Source organism: Succinivibrio sp., assembly GCF_045124615.1.
Classification (GTDB): domain Bacteria; phylum Pseudomonadota; class Gammaproteobacteria; order Enterobacterales; family Succinivibrionaceae; genus Succinivibrio; species Succinivibrio faecicola.
This window is the reverse complement of the sequence record NZ_JBGVMC010000157.1, coordinates 1-14397: the sequence shown is the minus strand read 5'-3', so window position 1 is coordinate 14397 and position 14397 is coordinate 1. Positions and strand designations below refer to the sequence as shown.

25 protein-coding genes and 1 pseudogene are annotated in these 14397 nt (G+C 40.9%); 24 read left to right on the top strand and 2 right to left on the bottom strand.

Annotation, left to right across the window (positions count from 1 at the left end; translation table 11 throughout):
- On the bottom strand, positions 1–196 hold a 196-nt coding region (locus ACJML3_RS04215), incomplete at its 3' end, for a YicC/YloC family endoribonuclease (RefSeq protein ID WP_406020883.1).
- A gap of 79 nt (positions 197–275) precedes the next feature.
- On the opposite strand from ACJML3_RS04215, the gene pyrE reads away from it, so the two are divergent.
- Positions 276–917, top strand: a complete 642-nt coding sequence (pyrE, locus tag ACJML3_RS04210; protein ID WP_219937192.1) for an orotate phosphoribosyltransferase — start codon at positions 276–278, stop codon at positions 915–917.
- 53 nt (positions 918–970) lie between these two features.
- Here the strand turns inward: pyrE and ACJML3_RS04205 are convergent, their stop codons facing one another.
- The gene (locus ACJML3_RS04205) at positions 971–1597 is read right to left on the bottom strand and encodes an epoxyqueuosine reductase QueH (protein ID WP_406020880.1); all 627 of its coding nucleotides are present in this window, start codon (positions 1595–1597) and stop codon (positions 971–973) included.
- A 70-nt stretch (positions 1598–1667) separates the two neighbouring features.
- Between ACJML3_RS04205 and ACJML3_RS04200 the strand changes: the two genes are divergently transcribed.
- The 23 genes and pseudogenes from ACJML3_RS04200 to secY all read left to right on the top strand — a co-directional run.
- Positions 1668–3452 (top strand): sulfatase-like hydrolase/transferase, encoded by a 1785-nt coding sequence (locus ACJML3_RS04200; RefSeq protein WP_406020878.1) that lies wholly within the window; start codon positions 1668–1670, stop codon positions 3450–3452.
- Positions 3453–3734: 282 nt separating this feature from the next.
- On the top strand, positions 3735–4046 hold the full coding sequence (gene rpsJ / locus ACJML3_RS04195; RefSeq protein WP_219937195.1) for a 30S ribosomal protein S10: 312 nt from the start codon (positions 3735–3737) through the stop codon (positions 4044–4046).
- Positions 4047–4064: 18 nt separating this feature from the next.
- A complete protein-coding gene (gene rplC, locus ACJML3_RS04190; RefSeq protein WP_219937196.1) occupies positions 4065–4703 on the top strand; it encodes a 50S ribosomal protein L3 in 639 nt (212 codons plus the stop codon).
- Between the two features lie 16 nt (positions 4704–4719).
- The gene (gene rplD / locus ACJML3_RS04185) at positions 4720–5331 is read left to right on the top strand and encodes a 50S ribosomal protein L4 (protein ID WP_219937197.1); all 612 of its coding nucleotides are present in this window, start codon (positions 4720–4722) and stop codon (positions 5329–5331) included.
- On the top strand, positions 5328–5645 hold the full coding sequence (rplW, locus tag ACJML3_RS04180; RefSeq protein WP_219937254.1) for a 50S ribosomal protein L23: 318 nt from the start codon (positions 5328–5330) through the stop codon (positions 5643–5645). The genes rplD and rplW overlap by 4 nt, the downstream gene beginning before the upstream one ends.
- On the top strand, positions 5645–6460 hold the full coding sequence (rplB, locus tag ACJML3_RS04175; protein ID WP_219937198.1) for a 50S ribosomal protein L2: 816 nt from the start codon (positions 5645–5647) through the stop codon (positions 6458–6460). The genes rplW and rplB overlap by 1 nt, the downstream gene beginning before the upstream one ends.
- Positions 6461–6480: 20 nt before the next feature.
- Positions 6481–6753 carry a 30S ribosomal protein S19 gene (gene rpsS / locus ACJML3_RS04170; RefSeq protein WP_219937199.1) on the top strand — a complete coding sequence of 91 codons (273 nt, stop codon included), beginning with the start codon at positions 6481–6483 and terminating at the stop codon, positions 6751–6753.
- 14 nt (positions 6754–6767) lie between these two features.
- Positions 6768–7109: a 50S ribosomal protein L22 gene (gene rplV / locus ACJML3_RS04165; RefSeq protein ID WP_219937200.1), complete on the top strand. Its 342-nt coding sequence runs from the start codon at positions 6768–6770 to the stop codon at positions 7107–7109.
- 2 nt (positions 7110–7111) lie between these two features.
- On the top strand, positions 7112–7897 hold the full coding sequence (gene rpsC / locus ACJML3_RS04160; RefSeq protein ID WP_406020875.1) for a 30S ribosomal protein S3: 786 nt from the start codon (positions 7112–7114) through the stop codon (positions 7895–7897).
- Between the two features lie 14 nt (positions 7898–7911).
- A complete protein-coding gene (rplP, locus tag ACJML3_RS04155; protein WP_219937202.1) occupies positions 7912–8325 on the top strand; it encodes a 50S ribosomal protein L16 in 414 nt (137 codons plus the stop codon).
- Positions 8325–8525 (top strand): 50S ribosomal protein L29, encoded by a 201-nt coding sequence (rpmC, locus tag ACJML3_RS04150; RefSeq protein ID WP_219937203.1) that lies wholly within the window; start codon positions 8325–8327, stop codon positions 8523–8525. Before rplP ends, rpmC begins: the two co-directional genes overlap by 1 nt.
- Before the next feature lie 12 nt (positions 8526–8537).
- Entirely contained in the window at positions 8538–8804 is a 267-nt protein-coding gene (gene rpsQ, locus ACJML3_RS04145; protein ID WP_219937204.1) for a 30S ribosomal protein S17, read from the top strand.
- A 301-nt stretch (positions 8805–9105) separates the two neighbouring features.
- A complete protein-coding gene (gene rplN, locus ACJML3_RS04140; protein WP_219937205.1) occupies positions 9106–9474 on the top strand; it encodes a 50S ribosomal protein L14 in 369 nt (122 codons plus the stop codon).
- Between the two features lie 20 nt (positions 9475–9494).
- Complete coding sequence (rplX, locus tag ACJML3_RS04135; RefSeq protein WP_219937206.1) at positions 9495–9824, top strand: 50S ribosomal protein L24; 330 nt, start codon at positions 9495–9497, stop codon at positions 9822–9824.
- A gap of 25 nt (positions 9825–9849) precedes the next feature.
- Complete coding sequence (rplE, locus tag ACJML3_RS04130; protein ID WP_406020872.1) at positions 9850–10401, top strand: 50S ribosomal protein L5; 552 nt, start codon at positions 9850–9852, stop codon at positions 10399–10401.
- Positions 10402–10415: 14 nt separating this feature from the next.
- Positions 10416–10721, top strand: coding sequence for a 30S ribosomal protein S14 (rpsN, locus tag ACJML3_RS04125; protein WP_219937208.1), 306 nt, complete (start codon positions 10416–10418; stop codon positions 10719–10721).
- Positions 10722–10735: 14 nt separating this feature from the next.
- The gene (rpsH, locus tag ACJML3_RS04120; RefSeq protein WP_406020870.1) at positions 10736–11125 is read left to right on the top strand and encodes a 30S ribosomal protein S8; all 390 of its coding nucleotides are present in this window, start codon (positions 10736–10738) and stop codon (positions 11123–11125) included.
- 12 nt (positions 11126–11137) lie between these two features.
- Positions 11138–11671: a 50S ribosomal protein L6 gene (gene rplF, locus ACJML3_RS04115; RefSeq protein WP_406020868.1), complete on the top strand. Its 534-nt coding sequence runs from the start codon at positions 11138–11140 to the stop codon at positions 11669–11671.
- 14 nt (positions 11672–11685) lie between these two features.
- Positions 11686–12039, top strand: a complete 354-nt coding sequence (rplR, locus tag ACJML3_RS04110; RefSeq protein ID WP_219937210.1) for a 50S ribosomal protein L18 — start codon at positions 11686–11688, stop codon at positions 12037–12039.
- A 9-nt stretch (positions 12040–12048) separates the two neighbouring features.
- A complete protein-coding gene (rpsE, locus tag ACJML3_RS04105; protein WP_219937211.1) occupies positions 12049–12555 on the top strand; it encodes a 30S ribosomal protein S5 in 507 nt (168 codons plus the stop codon).
- 3 nt (positions 12556–12558) lie between these two features.
- Positions 12559–12744 (top strand): 50S ribosomal protein L30, encoded by a 186-nt coding sequence (rpmD, locus tag ACJML3_RS04100; RefSeq protein ID WP_219937212.1) that lies wholly within the window; start codon positions 12559–12561, stop codon positions 12742–12744.
- 3 nt (positions 12745–12747) lie between these two features.
- Positions 12748–13176 (top strand): annotated as a pseudogene (gene rplO / locus ACJML3_RS04095) (50S ribosomal protein L15); the annotation flags it as partial.
- 244 nt (positions 13177–13420) lie between these two features.
- The coding region (gene secY / locus ACJML3_RS04090) for a preprotein translocase subunit SecY (protein WP_406020885.1) at positions 13421–14397 on the top strand (977 nt) is incomplete at its 3' end.

Below are 14397 nucleotides of genomic sequence, written 5' to 3'. Positions count from 1 at the left end.
ATTCAATTTTTCCTCTTTTCAGATATTCTGCACACAGTGCTCTGAAATTTGATTCAAGGTGAGCAATATTGTCTGACAGCTTGAAGTAAGCATCTAAAAATCGATTGTTTACTGTTTTAACAGTAATAGAAAAAGAAAGTTCATTTGAATTATATTGAACGCTTGCAGCGCCGGTCATGCTAGAAATCGTATTCATAAAAAGCCTATTAAAAAAAGAATTAAGACAAATGATACGAAATAAGATAGAATTTCACAAAGAATTTTGAGGAATTACTATGCAGAACTATCAAAAAAAATTTATTGAACTTGCTTTAAAAAAAGGTGTTTTAAAATTCGGATCATTTGTTCTGAAATCTGGTAGAACAAGCCCTTATTTTTTCAATGCAGGTGGATTCAATACTGGTGAGGATCTTCAGATCCTAGGCTCATGCTATGCGCATGCCATTGTTGAAGCAGGCATTAAATTTGATGTTTTATTTGGCCCTGCATATAAGGGTATTCCATTAGCTTGTGCAGCATCCATTGCTCTTGCAACCGAGCATAACAAAAATACACCATGGTGTTTTAACAGAAAAGAGAAGAAGGATCATGGCGAAGGAGGAAATCTTGTTGGTGCACCACTAGCAGGTGATGTTCTTCTTGTTGATGATGTTATCACAGCTGGAACCGCAATTCGTGAATCAGAAGAGATCATTAAGGCAAACGGTGCTAATTTCAAGTATGCGATTATTGCTTTAAATCGTCAGGAAAAGGGCAAAACTCAGTTAAGTGCAATTGCAGAAGCTGAAAGAGATATCGGAATCAAGATCATTTCTATTGTTACCTTAGACGATCTTATCAAGTATATTGAACAGGATGATTCACTAAAAGAGCATCTTCCTGCAATGTTAGCTTATCGCGAGCAGTATGGTGCTTAAGTTTTATTATTCCTATCTGAAACCTATAAATATTCACATAGTATTTATAGGTTTTACTTTCTGTAGCTGTCTTTATTTATTGAAAATTCGCAGCCGCAGTACTGCTGATTATAAAAATCAATTTCCTTAACAAGCTGATATCTTCTTTCAACAAGACCTTCTTTTCTCCAGTCCTGATCCCAGTACTTTATTCTTGTTTTTTCCTGAGCATAAAAACCTGCAGCATCAACCTGTTTTTTACTTTTCCATCTTGATGTGCATAAAGTTGTAGCAAAGAGATTGATGTTTCTTTGTTTTGCTATCTGTGCTGTGACAAGTAGGCGGTGTTTGAAACACATAAGACATCTGTTTCCTCTTTCAGGTTCATCTTCTAATCCTTTTACAGAATCAAGATATTCTTGATGATTATAATCACCGATGATGTACTCAAGATCAACCTGCTTGCAAAGACAGATCCATTCATCGCGTCTTTTTATATATTCATTCTCAGGATAGATATTTGGATTATAAAAAAACATCAAAGGCTTTATATTGTTTATTAACAGACACTGAACCAGTCCGATAGAGCAAGGGGCACAGCAACAGTGAAGTACAACGCCATTTGCACCTTCAGGAAGAACAAGATCTTTTTTAGGTGAGTCTTCTAAGTAATTTTCTGGAAGAGTAAAAGTATAATTCATGCTTATATTTTTGAATAGAAATTATAGTTGACGTATTATATAAAAAATTTTTTCTGACGGGGGCATGTTGATGGATTTTATCAGATTTTCTTTAAAGGCAGCTTGTCCGGTATTACTCTCATTGCTGTATTACTCTATTTACGGCTTGTCATTAAGAAGCTATGTATCATTCAGTGTTTATACCTTGTCATCTCTGATGATTTTTATTGTTGCACTGTACTTTTCTGGCATAAAAAAGGATATAAGGACACTAGCTGCATTTTTTATATATCTTTTTACCTATATGAGTGTTTATCTCATAGCTTTAGGTCTTAATCTGAACACAAATCTAATAGATGTAGTAAAAGGTATAGATTTTTCGCTTATATCATTGAGCTTTGTTATAACATCAATTGCACTGCTTGGTCAGAAAAACTGCCATTTATCTTTTGTTAAAGGTTTTGTATTTGTAATTATTGTTATTCTATCTTTATTGTTGCCTCTTATTTTTGAATCATATTTTGTAGCAACAGGATCTCTTCTTTCATCAGACATAATTATTGCACTTGCTCAGACAAATCCTCAGGAAGGAAAGGAATTCTTTTTAAGTAATGTAAGTTTAAGCTGGGGCGTGGCTTTTCTTTTTCTGGTTTTTGTTATGCTTTTAAACATATTTGCTCTAAAAAGAGTTCAGATGACTTTAAAAGTTAGTAAAACAAGTGCATTTTCCTTACTTTTATGCTTGATAGGAGCAATTGTTCTTGCACTTCCAAGAATGGATTATCTTCCTTTTTCTGTAGTGAATGTCACATCAAAGCAATTAGATAATTTCAATAAATATAAGGAGCTAAAAGGCATTAGAGCACAGAAATTATCAAAGCTTAAAGGTTTAACTCAGAATAATGCATTAGCAGAAGATCCTGGTCTTTATGTAGTTGTTGTAGGTGAATCAAATAATGCATCAAGAATGTCTGTTTTCGGAGCTGTAAGAAACACCTTCCCTCTGCTTAACAAAAGAGTTTTGAATCATGAAGCTTTTATATATAAAAATGTATATTCATCCTGGCCGCAGACAGTACAGGCATTGTCTTATGCATTAACTCAGGCAAATCAGTATCAGAACATTGATGTGGTTGATTCCTATTCACTAATAGAAATTGCAAAAAGCTTAGGATTTGAAACATACTGGCTTTCTAATCAGAGAAAATTTGGAATGTATGAAACTCCTATTACTGTAATAGCTTCCACTGCGGATCATGAAATATGGACTAATGGATCAGCAAAAATGGAAGGAGTTTACTATGATTATGAGCTCGTAAAGAGGTTTAAAAAAATAAAAGTAGACAAAAAAGCTCTGATTATCATACATCTAATGGGATCTCATCAGAAATATGACAGAAGAGTTCCAAATGAATTCAAGACATTTAAAACAGAGGATAGTGTAATAGATTCATATGATGACACTCTGTTCTATACAGATTATGTAGTAGATTCTATATACAAGGAAGCTTTAAAAAACAAAAACTTCAGAGCAATGGTATATTTTTCTGATCATGGCGAAGATCCATACCTTATGGGAGGGCATGATCCTGAAAATGTAACAATTGATATGCTGCATGTACCATTAGTTGTTTATTTGTCGGATAGTTTTAAAAAGTTACAGCCAGTAAAGGCAGAAATGTTCAAAGAAAGACAGAATGCTTATTTTTCAAATGATCTGATATTCAATCTTGTAATTTCGATGCTTGGTATAGAAGGTGTGCCAGATAGTGAAAATAGATTAGATCTTTTACACAAAGAATACGATATAAATGCTGATTCTTTAAAACTGATGTATGGAAAAAATACATTAGAAAACATAAAAAAACAAAAATAAAAACAATATAAAACAATAAGATAAAAGTAAATTTTATTGCATACTAAAAAATAGTTGATATTTTTCACAAATTGTGTAAAATATTCGAACGCTTTGTAGCATGTTTTGTGACATCGACTACAAAACCAGCCCTACTTCTTTATGATGCGGCTGATGATACCCTCCCTAATTTTGGGAGAAATTGTTAAGTAACAGCACTTCCTCTTGTAATTAGATTTTTATCTAAGCTGAGCAAGAAGGCAGGTGTCTGTATGTTCTTTTTATTTAATAATGGAGTCTGCAATGCAGAATCAGAAAATTAGGATCCGTCTTAAGGCATACGATCACAGATTGATTGATCACTCAACAGCTGAAATCGTTGAAACCGCAAAACGTACCGGTGCTCAAGTTCGTGGTCCGATCCCGCTCCCTACTCGTAAGGAGCGTTACACCATCCTTATTTCCCCACATGTAAACAAAGATGCTCGTGACCAGTACGAAATCCGTACCCACAAGCGTTTAATTGACATCGTGGAGCCAACTGAGAAGACTGTTGATGCTTTAATGCGTTTAGATCTTGCAGCTGGTGTGGATGTTCAGATCAGCCTTCGCTAACAATAGGGGATAAATACAATGTCAATCGGTTTAATTGGCCGCAAGCTTGGTATGACCCGTGTTTTCAACGAGAACGGCAAATCTGTTCCAGTAACAGTCATCCAGGTAGAAGCAAACCGCGTTACCCAGATCAAGAACATGGAATCTGACGGTTATACCGCAATCCAGGTTACTACTGGTGATCGCAAAGCAAGTCGCATGACCAAGCCAGAAATTGGTCATTTCGCAAAGTCCGGCGTACAGGCAGGCCGTGGCTTATGGGAGTTCCGTCTAACCGAGTCTGAGCTAGCATCTTATAATGTTGGCGACGAGATCAAGGTTGATGCATTCCAGGACGTTAAGAAAGTTGACGTGACCGGTCAGTCAAAAGGTAAAGGTACTGCTGGTACTATTAAGCGTTATAACTTCTTACACCAGGATTATACTCACGGTAACTCACGTTCACATCGTGTTCCAGGTTCTACCGGTCAGAATCAGACCCCAGGTAGAGTATTCAAGGGCAAGAAGATGGTTGGTCATATGGGTTCTGAGAAGGTTACAGTTTTAAGCCTTGATTTAGTTCGCATTGACGCAGAGCGTAACTTACTTCTCGTTAAGGGTGCCGTACCAGGTGCTAATAACGGTGACGTAATCGTAAGACCAAGTCTAAAAGCTTAACCCGAGGTAATAGGAAATGGAATTAAAGTTAGTTGGCGCAGACAAGCAACTAGAGGTAGCTGAGAGCACCTTTGGTCGCGAGTTCAACGAGCCATTAGTGCACCAGGTAGTTGTATCATACCTAAGCACTGCTCGCCGCGGTACTAAAGCTCAGAAGACCCGTTCTGAGGTTTCAGGTGGCGGTAAGAAGCCTTTCCGTCAGAAGGGCACTGGTCGTGCACGTGCTGGTTCATCTCGCTCACCTATTTGGCGTGCAGGTGGTACCACCTTCGCTGCAAAGCCACAGGATTGGACTCAGAAGGTAAATCGTAAGATGTACCGCGCTGCAATGAGCAGCATCTTATCTGAGTTAGTTCGTCAGGATCGCTTAGTTGTAGTTGAAGATTTCAAGATCGAAGACCACAAGACAAAGACCTTAGTATCAAAGCTAAAGGATTTAGGCTTAAAGCAGGTTCTGATCGTTACTGATGCTATCGATGACAATTTATTCTTAGCATCCCGTAATCTATACAGAGTTGAAGTATGCCAGCCACTGTCATCTGAGTTCAACCCAGTAAACTTAGTTGGTTTTGATAAGGTTCTTATCACTTCTGCTGCTGTTAAGAAAGTAGAGGAGATGTTTAAATAATGTCACAGGCTCGTTTATTTGACGTTTTACGTGCACCAGTAGTTTCAGAGAAGAGCACTGCTGCAAACGAAAAGAACGTTATCGTATTAAAAGTTGCTAAAGATGCAACTAAAGATGAGATCAAGGCTGCAGTTAAGGCTGTATTTAACATCGACGCTTTAGCAGTTCGTACCTTAAACTTCCAGGGTAAGGTTCGTCGTACAGCTCGCGGTTTCGGCAAGCGTTCAGATTGGAAAAAGGCTTATATCACCGTTCCAGAGAACTCATTAGCTGAGATTGAGCAGGCAGCTCAGGGTAACAAGGAGAGCAACTAATGGCAATCATTAAAGCAAAGCCAACCTCCCCAGCTCGTCGTCATGTTGTAATGATCAAGACTGATGGCTTATGGAAGGGTGGTCCAGAGCGTTCTCTAACTGTTGAGAAGCGTAAGACTGGTGGTCGTGACAATTATGGTCACATTTCAACCCGTCACATCGGTGGTGGCCACAAGCAGCGCTATCGTTTAGTTGACTTCAAGCGTCAGAAAGATGGTGTTGAGGCACGCGTAGAGCGTTTAGAGTATGATCCAAACCGTTCTGCTCACATCGCATTAATCTGCTACGCTGATGGTACCCGCAGCTATATCTTAGCTCCTAAGGGCTTAAAAGTTGGTGATGTAGTTGTATCAGGTCCAGATGCTGCTATCAAAGTTGGTAACACTTTACCAATGCGCAACATTCCACTTGGTTCAACAATTCATGCTGTTGAGTTAAACCCAGGTGCAGGTGCAGTATTTGCTCGTTCAGCAGGCTGCTACTGCGAATTAGTTGCTCGTGAAGGTGCTTATGTAACTTTACGTATGCGTTCAGGCGAAATGCGTAAGGTATTAGCTGACTGCCGTGCTACCATTGGTGAAATCGGCAACGGCGAGCACATGTTAGCTCAGTTTGGTAAGGCTGGTGCTAAGCGCTGGAGAGGCGTTCGCCCAACCGTTCGTGGTATGTCTATGAACCCTATCGATCACCCACATGGTGGTGGTGAAGGCCGTAACAAGGGCATTCAGCCATGCTCACCTTGGGGTACTCCAAGTAAGGGTTACAAGACACGTAAGAACAAGCGTACTGATAAGTACATTGTTCACCACCGTTAATTGTTTAGCGAGGATTTAACATGCCACGTTCTTTAAAGAAAGGTCCATTTATTGATGAGTCCTTACTAAAGAAGGTACTTCAGGCTTCTGAGAAAGGCGATAAAAAGCCTATCAAGACCTGGTCACGCCGTTCAGTTATCATTCCACAGATGATTGGAATGACAATCGCTGTACATAACGGTCGTAATCACGTACCTGTATTCATCTTAGATGAAATGGTTGGTCACAAGTTAGGTGAGTTTGCACCTACTCGTACCTTTAAGGGTCACACCGCTTCTGATGCAAAAGGTTAAAGGAGTTTAATGTAATGGAAGTTAAAGCTATACATCGTTATGCTCGCTCTTCTGCTCAGAAAGCTCGCTTGGTTGCTGACCAAGTTCGCGGTTTACCTGTTCAGAAAGCACTGGATTTATTACAGTTCAGCCCAAGAAAGGCTGCTGCACTAATCCGTAAGGTATTGCTCAGCGCAATTGCAAATGCAGAGCACAATCAGTCATTAGATATCGACGATTTAGTTGTATCTAAGATTATGGTTGATGAGGGTCCTTCATTAAAGCGTATCATGCCACGTGCTAAAGGCCGTGCTGATCGTATCGTAAAGCGTACCTCTCATATTACCGTAGTTGTTGCAGATAGCGTTAGGGAGTAATAATGGGCCAGAAAATTAATCCAAACGGAATCAGACTTGTTATTACCAAAGCTTATTCATCAGTTTGTTATGCATCTACTGCAAATTTCCCAGCTAACATTAAGAGCGACTCTGCAGTTCGTAAGTATTTAACTAACGAGCTTAAGAATGCATCTGTATCTAAGATTGTTATCGATCGTCCTGCAAAGAGCATTCGCGTAACCATCTGCACTGCACGTCCTGGTATCGTTATCGGTAAGAAGGGCGAAGATGTAGAGAAGTTACGTCAGAAGATCTCTGCAATCGCTGGTGTTCCAGCTCAGGTTAATATTTCTGAGATTCGTAAGCCAGACTTAGATGCTAAGCTAGTTGCTGACTCAATTGCTTCACAGTTAGAGCGTCGTGTAATGTTCCGTCGCGCTATGAAGAAGGCAATCCAGAGTGCAATGCGTGCTGGTGCTAAGGGTATCAAGGTTGAAGTATCAGGCCGTTTAGGCGGCGCAGAAATCGCTCGTTCAGAGTGGTTACGTGAAGGTCGTGTACCTCTACACACTTTACGTGCTGATATTGATTACGCTTTATCAGAGGCAGTAACAACCTATGGTGTTATCGGTGTTAAGGTATGGATCTTCAAGGGTGAAGTTTTAGGTGGTTTACCACTAACCCAGGAAGAGACAGAAGACCGTAACAATGCAGCTGCTCCTGCAGGCCGTCGTGGTCGTCGTGACGATAATCAGGCTCGTCCTGGTCGTGGTCGTCGTGGCGCTAAGAAGACCGAAGAGGCTCCAGCTCCAAAGGCTGCAGAGTAACGGAGGAAGTATAAGTGTTACAACCTAAACGTACAAAATATCGTAAGACTCAGAAAGGTCGTAATGAGGGCTTAGCATTTGCTGGTTCAACCGTATCTTTCGGTGAGTTTGGTCTAAAAGCTACATCTCGTGGTCAGATTACTGCTCGTGAGATCGAAGCTGCACGTCGTGCGTTCACTCGTGAGATGAAGCGTGAAGGTAAAGTTTGGATCCGTGTGTTCCCAGATAAGCCTATCACTCAGAAAGCTCTTGGTGTTCGTATGGGTAAAGGTAAAGGTACAGTTGAGTACTGGGTTGCTCCAATTCAGCCTGGTCGTGTACTTTTCGAGATTGGTGGTATTACCGAAGAAGTTGCTCGTGAGGCATTCCGTCTTGCATCAGCAAAGTTATCTGTAACAACTACCTTCGTTCGTAAGCAGGTGATCTAATGCAAGCAAACGATTTACGTAATAAGTCAGTTGAAGAGTTAAAGACTGAATTGTCAAATCTTCAGCGCGAGCAGTTCAACTTACGTTTCCAGTTAAAGTCTGGTGCATTACAGCAGACTAACAACGTTCGTAAGGTACGTCGCGATATCGCACGTATTAACACAATCATCTCTGAGAAGTTAGCTTCAGAGTCTAAGTAGAGGAAGAGTTAAATGTCAGAATCAAATGCAAAAGTAGCTCGTACCCTACGCGGTCGTGTAGTAAGCGATAAGATGCAGAAGGCATGTGTAGTAGCAGTTGAGCGCCGTGTTGCTCATCCTGTATATGGTAAGATTGTTACCCGTACTACCAAGTTCCACGTAGCAGACGCTGAGAACACAGCTCACGTTGGTGATATCGTTGAGATTTGCGAGTGCAGACCAGTTTCTAAGACTATCGCTTGGAAGCTAGTAAGCGTAATCGAGAAGTCTCAGGACTAATCTTTCTGATTAGTTAAGCAAAGACCGCAGGTAATACTGCGGTCTTTTTAATTTCATAATGCAGAAAATGTAAAAATAAATTGAAAAAATTTCTCATGACCATATTTTTTCTAATAAAAAAATGGCAAGAAACCTAGAAACGATTTGTTTTTTGAAAGAATCTGTATATAATTGAATGACTATACCTTGGACCGGCATTTTTGTGCTTGCGGTCTAATTTTTTTTATGGTATAGTTTAGCGCCTTTCTAAAAATGTCTTTAGAAAAGGTAGTTATTTTGTTTTTTAAACGGAGCATTTGAAATGATCCAGATGCAGAGCATGCTTAACGTTGCTGATAATTCTGGCGCACGTGCAGTTCAGTGTATTAAGGTTTTAGGTGGTTCTCACCGCCGTTACGCTGGCATCGGCGACATTATTAAAGTGTCTGTAAAAGACGCTATCCCACGCGGCAAAGTTAAGAAGGGCGACGTACTAGACGCTGTTGTTGTTCGCACCAAGTATGGTGTTCGCAGACAGGACGGTTCAGTAATTCGCTTTGATTCAAACGCAGCAGTTTTATTAACTGCACAGCATGAGCCTATTGGTACTCGTATCTTCGGACCTGTTACTCGTGAACTACGTTCAGAGCAGTTTATGAAGATTGTATCTTTAGCTCCAGAAGTACTCTAATTTAAGCGGGAGTATTAAACATGGCAGCGAAAATTCGCACCAACGATGAAGTAATCGTTATCACTGGTAAGGACAAGGGCAAGACTGGTAAGGTTACCCGTGTATTACCTCGTGAAAATAAGGTGTTTGTTGAAGGCATTAATGTCAAGAAGAAACACCAGAAGGCTAACCCAAATCTTGGTATTCAGGGCGGTATTGTTGACGTTGTAGCACCAGTAGATGTTTCAAACGTAGCAATTTACAATCCTGAAACAAAGAAGGCTGATCGTGTAGGCTTTAAGTTCGAAGACGGTAAAAAGGTTCGTTTCTTTAAGTCAAACGGTAACATCATTCCTTCAACTGCCAAGTAAGCGTTAATTTTATAGGAGAATAACGATGGCGAAACTGCATGATCTTTACAAGCAGGAAGTAATCAAAGCCTTAACTGAAAAATTTGGTTACAAAACAATCATGCAAGTCCCTCGGATTGAGAAAATCACCCTGAATATGGGTGTTGGTGAGGCTGTTGCTGATAAGAAAGTTCTTGAGAACGCAGCACGTGACATGGCAGCTATTGCTGGTCAGAAGCCATTAATCACCAAGGTTCGCAAATCCGTAGCGGGCTTCCATATTCGTGAGGGCTATCCAATCGGCTGTAAGGTTACCCTACGCGGTGAGCGTATGTCGGAGTTCCTCGAGCGTTTAATTGTGATTGCAATTCCACGTATCCGTGATTTCCGTGGTTTATCATCAAAGTCATTTGATGGTAGAGGAAATTACTCAATGGGTGTACGCGAGCAGATCATCTTCCCAGAGATCGATTTTGATAAGGTTGATACAGTTCGTGGTTTAGATATTACCATCACCACTACTGCTAAGACTGATGAAGAAGGTAAAGCTCTTCTTGAGTCATTCAACTTCCCATTCCGTACTCACGCAAGCAAGTAATCGAGGACGAACTAATGGCTAAGACTTCAATGATTAATAGAGATCTTAAGAGACAGCGTCTTGCAGATAAGTATTTTGCAAAGCGTCAGGATCTCAAAAAAGTTATTTCAAGCGTATCATCTTCAGATGAAGAGCGCTTCGCTGCAGTGCAGGCATTAGCAGCACTACCACGCGATTCAAGCCCTTCACGTCAGCGTAACCGCTGTTCTGAGACTGGTCGTCCACATGGTTATTTACGTAAGTTCGGTTTATGCCGTATCAAGTTACGTGAGCACATGATGCGTGGCGAAATCCCTGGTCTACACAAGGCTAGCTGGTAAGAGGAGAGATACAAATGATGCAAGATCCTATTGCGGATTTATTAACCCGCATTCGCAACGGCCAGGCATCTGGCAAAGTTTCCGTTTCAATGCCATCTTCAAAGCTGAAGGTTGCTATTGCTAATCTGTTACTAAAAGAGGGTTATATCTCTTCAGTTGCAGAGAACGGCGACGTTAAGAAAGTATTAGAAATTGGCCTTAAGTACTACGAAGGTGCACCAGTTATCGAGTTAATCAAGAGAGTATCTCGTCCTGGCCTACGTATCTACAAGAAGAGCAGCGAGTTACCACGTATTATGAACGGTTTAGGTATTGCTGTAATTTCAACTTCTAAAGGCTTAATGACCGATCGCGCTGCCCGTAAGGACGGCTTAGGCGGCGAAGTTATTTGTTACGTCGCATAATAGGGAGGCAACATGTCACGTATTGCTAAGGAACCTGTTGTAGTTCCTCAGGGCGTCGAAGTTTCTCTCGACGGTCAGTTAGTAACTGTAAAGTCAAAGAAAGGCAATTTACAGTTAAATGTTCATCCTTTAGTTACTGTTTCTTTCGAGAACAATGTAATTAAAGTAGCTCCAGCTGATGATTCTGCTGACGCTAACATGCAGTCTGGTACAACTCGTGCTTTACTGAATAACATGGTTATCGGTTTAGACAAGGGCTTCGAGAAGGCATTAAAGTTAGTTGGTGTTGGTTATCGTGCTGCAGTTAAGGGTAAGGTTTTAAACCTAATTTTAGGTTACTCTCACCCAATTGACTTTGAGTTACCTGAAGGTATCACCGCTGAGTGTCCATCTCAGACAGATATCGTTCTAAAGAGCTTCGATAAGGCTTTATTAGGTCAGGTTGCAGCTAAGGTTCGTGCATTCCGTGCTCCAGAGCCATACAAGGGCAAAGGTGTTCGCTATGCTGATGAAATCATTCACATCAAAGAAGCTAAGAAGAAATAATAGGGTGGCATAACATGTTTGAAAAGAAAGAAGCACGCATTCGCCGCGCTACTAAATCTCGCGCAAAGATGGCTGAGTTAGGCGTAACCCGTTTAGTTGTTACACGTACTCCACGTCACATCTATGCTCAGATTATCAGCAATGATAACCGTGTTTTAGCTTCAGCTAGCACTTTAGATAAGGACCTTGTTAAGGGTCTTAAGTACACCGGTAACGTAGAAGCTGCCAAGGTTGTTGGTAAGGCTGTTGCCGAGCGTGCACTTGCAGCTTCAGTTACAACTGTAGCTTTCGACAGATCAGGCTATCAGTATCACGGTCGTGTAGCAGCATTAGCTGACGCAGCTCGTGAAGCCGGCCTTAAGTTCTAGGAGTGTGAAATGCAACACAAAGACGAAACTCAAGCAGGCGAATTACAAGAGAAGCTAGTAGCTGTAAATCGTGTAGCTAAAGTAGTAAAGGGTGGTCGTATTTTCTCTTTCACCGCTTTAACAGTAGTTGGTGATGGTAACGGCCGTGTAGGTTTTGGTTATGGTAAGGCTGGTGAAGTTCCTGCTGCTATTCAGAAGGCAATTGAACAGGCTCGTCGTAACATTAACAACAACATTCACTTAAACAATGGTACCTTATTCCACTCTGTAAAGGGTGAGCACTCAGGTTCTATGGTTTATATGCAGCCTGCATCAGAAGGTACCGGTATTATTGCTGGTGGTGCTATGCGTGCTGTATTAGAGGTTGCTGGCGTTCGCAATGTTTTAGCTAAGGCATACGGTTCAACAAACCCAATCAACGTAGTTCGTGCTACTGTTGCTGCATTAGCTTCAATGCGTACTCCTGAAGCAGTAGCTGCTAAGCGTGGCCTTTCAGTGAAGGAAATAATGGAGTAAAAAATGGCAGATAAGAAAACCGTTAAAGTTACTCTAATTAAGAGCACTATTGGTCGTTTACCTAAGCACAAAGACACTGTTAAGGGTTTAGGTTTACGTCGCATTGGTCACACTGTTGAGCTAGAGGATACTCCTTCAGTTCGCGGTATGATCAATAAGGTTAGCTACTTACTAAAGGTAGAGGAGTAAAACATGCGTCTAAATACCTTTGAAGGCTCTAATAACAAGAAGGCAGTACGCGTTGGTCGTGGTATTGGTTCTGGCTTAGGCAAGACCTGTGGTCGTGGTGTTAAAGGTGCAGGTGCTCGTAAGAGTGCTCACAAGCGTCCAGGTTTCGAAGGCGGTCAGATGCCATTAAAGATCCGTTTACCAAAGTTTGGTTTCTGGTCACCAAAGTCTGACGTAACTGCAGAAGTTACCTTAAACGATTTAAATCGTATCGAAGGTGATGTAGTTGATATGGCTGCTTTATTAGCAAACCGTTTAATCACCAAGAAGATTAAGTACGTTAAGATTGTTTTATCACGCGTACCTAACTTCAACAAGAAGATCACTGTAAAGGGTCTTGGTGTTACTAAGGGTGCTAAGGCTGCTATCGAAGCTGCAGGTGGCTCAGTAGAAGTTGCTAAGTACATTACTGATGCAGCTGAGCGTTTAGAGGCATCAAACAAGAAGTCAGCTGCTAAGCAGCAGGCTCGTATCGATGCTTTAAATGCTGCTCCAAAGCTAAGACCTGCTAAGAAGACTGCAGAGCAGAAAGCTGCTAAGAAAGCTGCTGCTGGTAAATAATTTAATGGGGGGAAGCAATTCCCCCTAATTGAGGTTTTGCATGGCAAAAAAATCGCTTTTCGAGAGAAGTCGTGAAATGGCTGCTCAACAGCAAAAGGGAACTGGCGAATTACGTCAGCGTCTCTTATTTGTTGTTTTTGCGCTAATTATATTCAGACTGGGCTCTTATATTCCTGTTCCAGGTGTGAATGCAGACGTCTTAGAGCGTATTTTTGATTCGCAAAGCGGAACCATTATTGGCATGTTCAATATGTTTTCTGGTGGTGCTCTTGAGCGTGCATCAGTTTTAGCATTAGGTATCATGCCTTATATTTCTGCATCTATTATTATTCAGTTATTAGCAGTTCTGAACAAGAATTTAGCTGAACTAAAGAAAGAGGGTGAATCTGGTCGTCGTAAGATTACTCAGTATACCCGAGTTGCAACTGTATTCCTTGCTGCCTTCCAGGCTTTTGGTATGGCAACTGGTATACCAAACATGATGCCTGGTTTAGTTGATAACCCAGGATTCGGTTTTTATTTTGTAACTACAGTTTCTTTAGTAACTGGTACTATGTTACTGATGTGGTTAGGTGAGCAGATCACTGAGCGTGGCATTGGAAATGGTATTTCTCTTATCATTTTCGCAGGTATTGTAGCTGGATTACCTTCAGCATTAGCAAGAACCTTTGAGCAGTCTCGTCAAGGTGATTTATCAACTATCGCATTGCTAATAATCGGTGTAGTTGTTGTCTTAGTGACATTGTTTGTGGTTTTCGTTGAGCGCGGTCAGCGTAAGATCGTTATCGAATACGCTAAACGCCAGATGGGTAATCGAATTTACTCTCAGCCTCGCTCTAATTTACCATTAAAGATCAACTTATCAGGTGTTATTCCAGCAATTTTTGCATCGTCAATTATTCTGTTCCCTGGTACTGTTGTATCTTGGTTCGGCCAAGGAGATAATGCTGTTTCCAATGTTTTGGGTAGCATTAGTTTATTCTTACAGCCAGGTCAGCCTTTATATGAACTGTTGTATGCAGCTGCAATTATCTTCTTCACATTCTTCTATAC

Bases quoted from the DNA above. Each gene is read 5' to 3' on its own strand.
- ACJML3_RS04200 (WP_406020878.1), top strand. From the start codon at position 1,668: ATGGATTTTATCAGATTTTCTTTAAAGGCAGCTTGTCCGGTATTACTC.
- rplV (WP_219937200.1), top strand. From the start codon at position 6,768: ATGGAAGTTAAAGCTATACATCGTTATGCTCGCTCTTCTGCTCAGAAA.
- ACJML3_RS04205 (WP_406020880.1), bottom strand. From the start codon at position 1,597: ATGAATTATACTTTTACTCTTCCAGAAAATTACTTAGAAGACTCACCT.
- rpsJ (WP_219937195.1), top strand. From the start codon at position 3,735: ATGCAGAATCAGAAAATTAGGATCCGTCTTAAGGCATACGATCACAGA.
- pyrE (WP_219937192.1), top strand. From the start codon at position 276: ATGCAGAACTATCAAAAAAAATTTATTGAACTTGCTTTAAAAAAAGGT.
- rplR (WP_219937210.1), top strand. From the start codon at position 11,686: ATGTTTGAAAAGAAAGAAGCACGCATTCGCCGCGCTACTAAATCTCGC.
- rpmD (WP_219937212.1), top strand. From the start codon at position 12,559: ATGGCAGATAAGAAAACCGTTAAAGTTACTCTAATTAAGAGCACTATT.
- rpsH (WP_406020870.1), top strand. From the start codon at position 10,736: ATGATGCAAGATCCTATTGCGGATTTATTAACCCGCATTCGCAACGGC.
- rplF (WP_406020868.1), top strand. From the start codon at position 11,138: ATGTCACGTATTGCTAAGGAACCTGTTGTAGTTCCTCAGGGCGTCGAA.
- rpmC (WP_219937203.1), top strand. From the start codon at position 8,325: ATGCAAGCAAACGATTTACGTAATAAGTCAGTTGAAGAGTTAAAGACT.
- rplN (WP_219937205.1), top strand. From the start codon at position 9,106: ATGATCCAGATGCAGAGCATGCTTAACGTTGCTGATAATTCTGGCGCA.
- rplX (WP_219937206.1), top strand. From the start codon at position 9,495: ATGGCAGCGAAAATTCGCACCAACGATGAAGTAATCGTTATCACTGGT.
- rpsE (WP_219937211.1), top strand. From the start codon at position 12,049: ATGCAACACAAAGACGAAACTCAAGCAGGCGAATTACAAGAGAAGCTA.
- rpsC (WP_406020875.1), top strand. From the start codon at position 7,112: ATGGGCCAGAAAATTAATCCAAACGGAATCAGACTTGTTATTACCAAA.
- rplE (WP_406020872.1), top strand. From the start codon at position 9,850: ATGGCGAAACTGCATGATCTTTACAAGCAGGAAGTAATCAAAGCCTTA.
- rplC (WP_219937196.1), top strand. From the start codon at position 4,065: ATGTCAATCGGTTTAATTGGCCGCAAGCTTGGTATGACCCGTGTTTTC.
- rplB (WP_219937198.1), top strand. From the start codon at position 5,645: ATGGCAATCATTAAAGCAAAGCCAACCTCCCCAGCTCGTCGTCATGTT.
- rpsN (WP_219937208.1), top strand. From the start codon at position 10,416: ATGGCTAAGACTTCAATGATTAATAGAGATCTTAAGAGACAGCGTCTT.
- rplD (WP_219937197.1), top strand. From the start codon at position 4,720: ATGGAATTAAAGTTAGTTGGCGCAGACAAGCAACTAGAGGTAGCTGAG.
- rpsS (WP_219937199.1), top strand. From the start codon at position 6,481: ATGCCACGTTCTTTAAAGAAAGGTCCATTTATTGATGAGTCCTTACTA.
- rpsQ (WP_219937204.1), top strand. From the start codon at position 8,538: ATGTCAGAATCAAATGCAAAAGTAGCTCGTACCCTACGCGGTCGTGTA.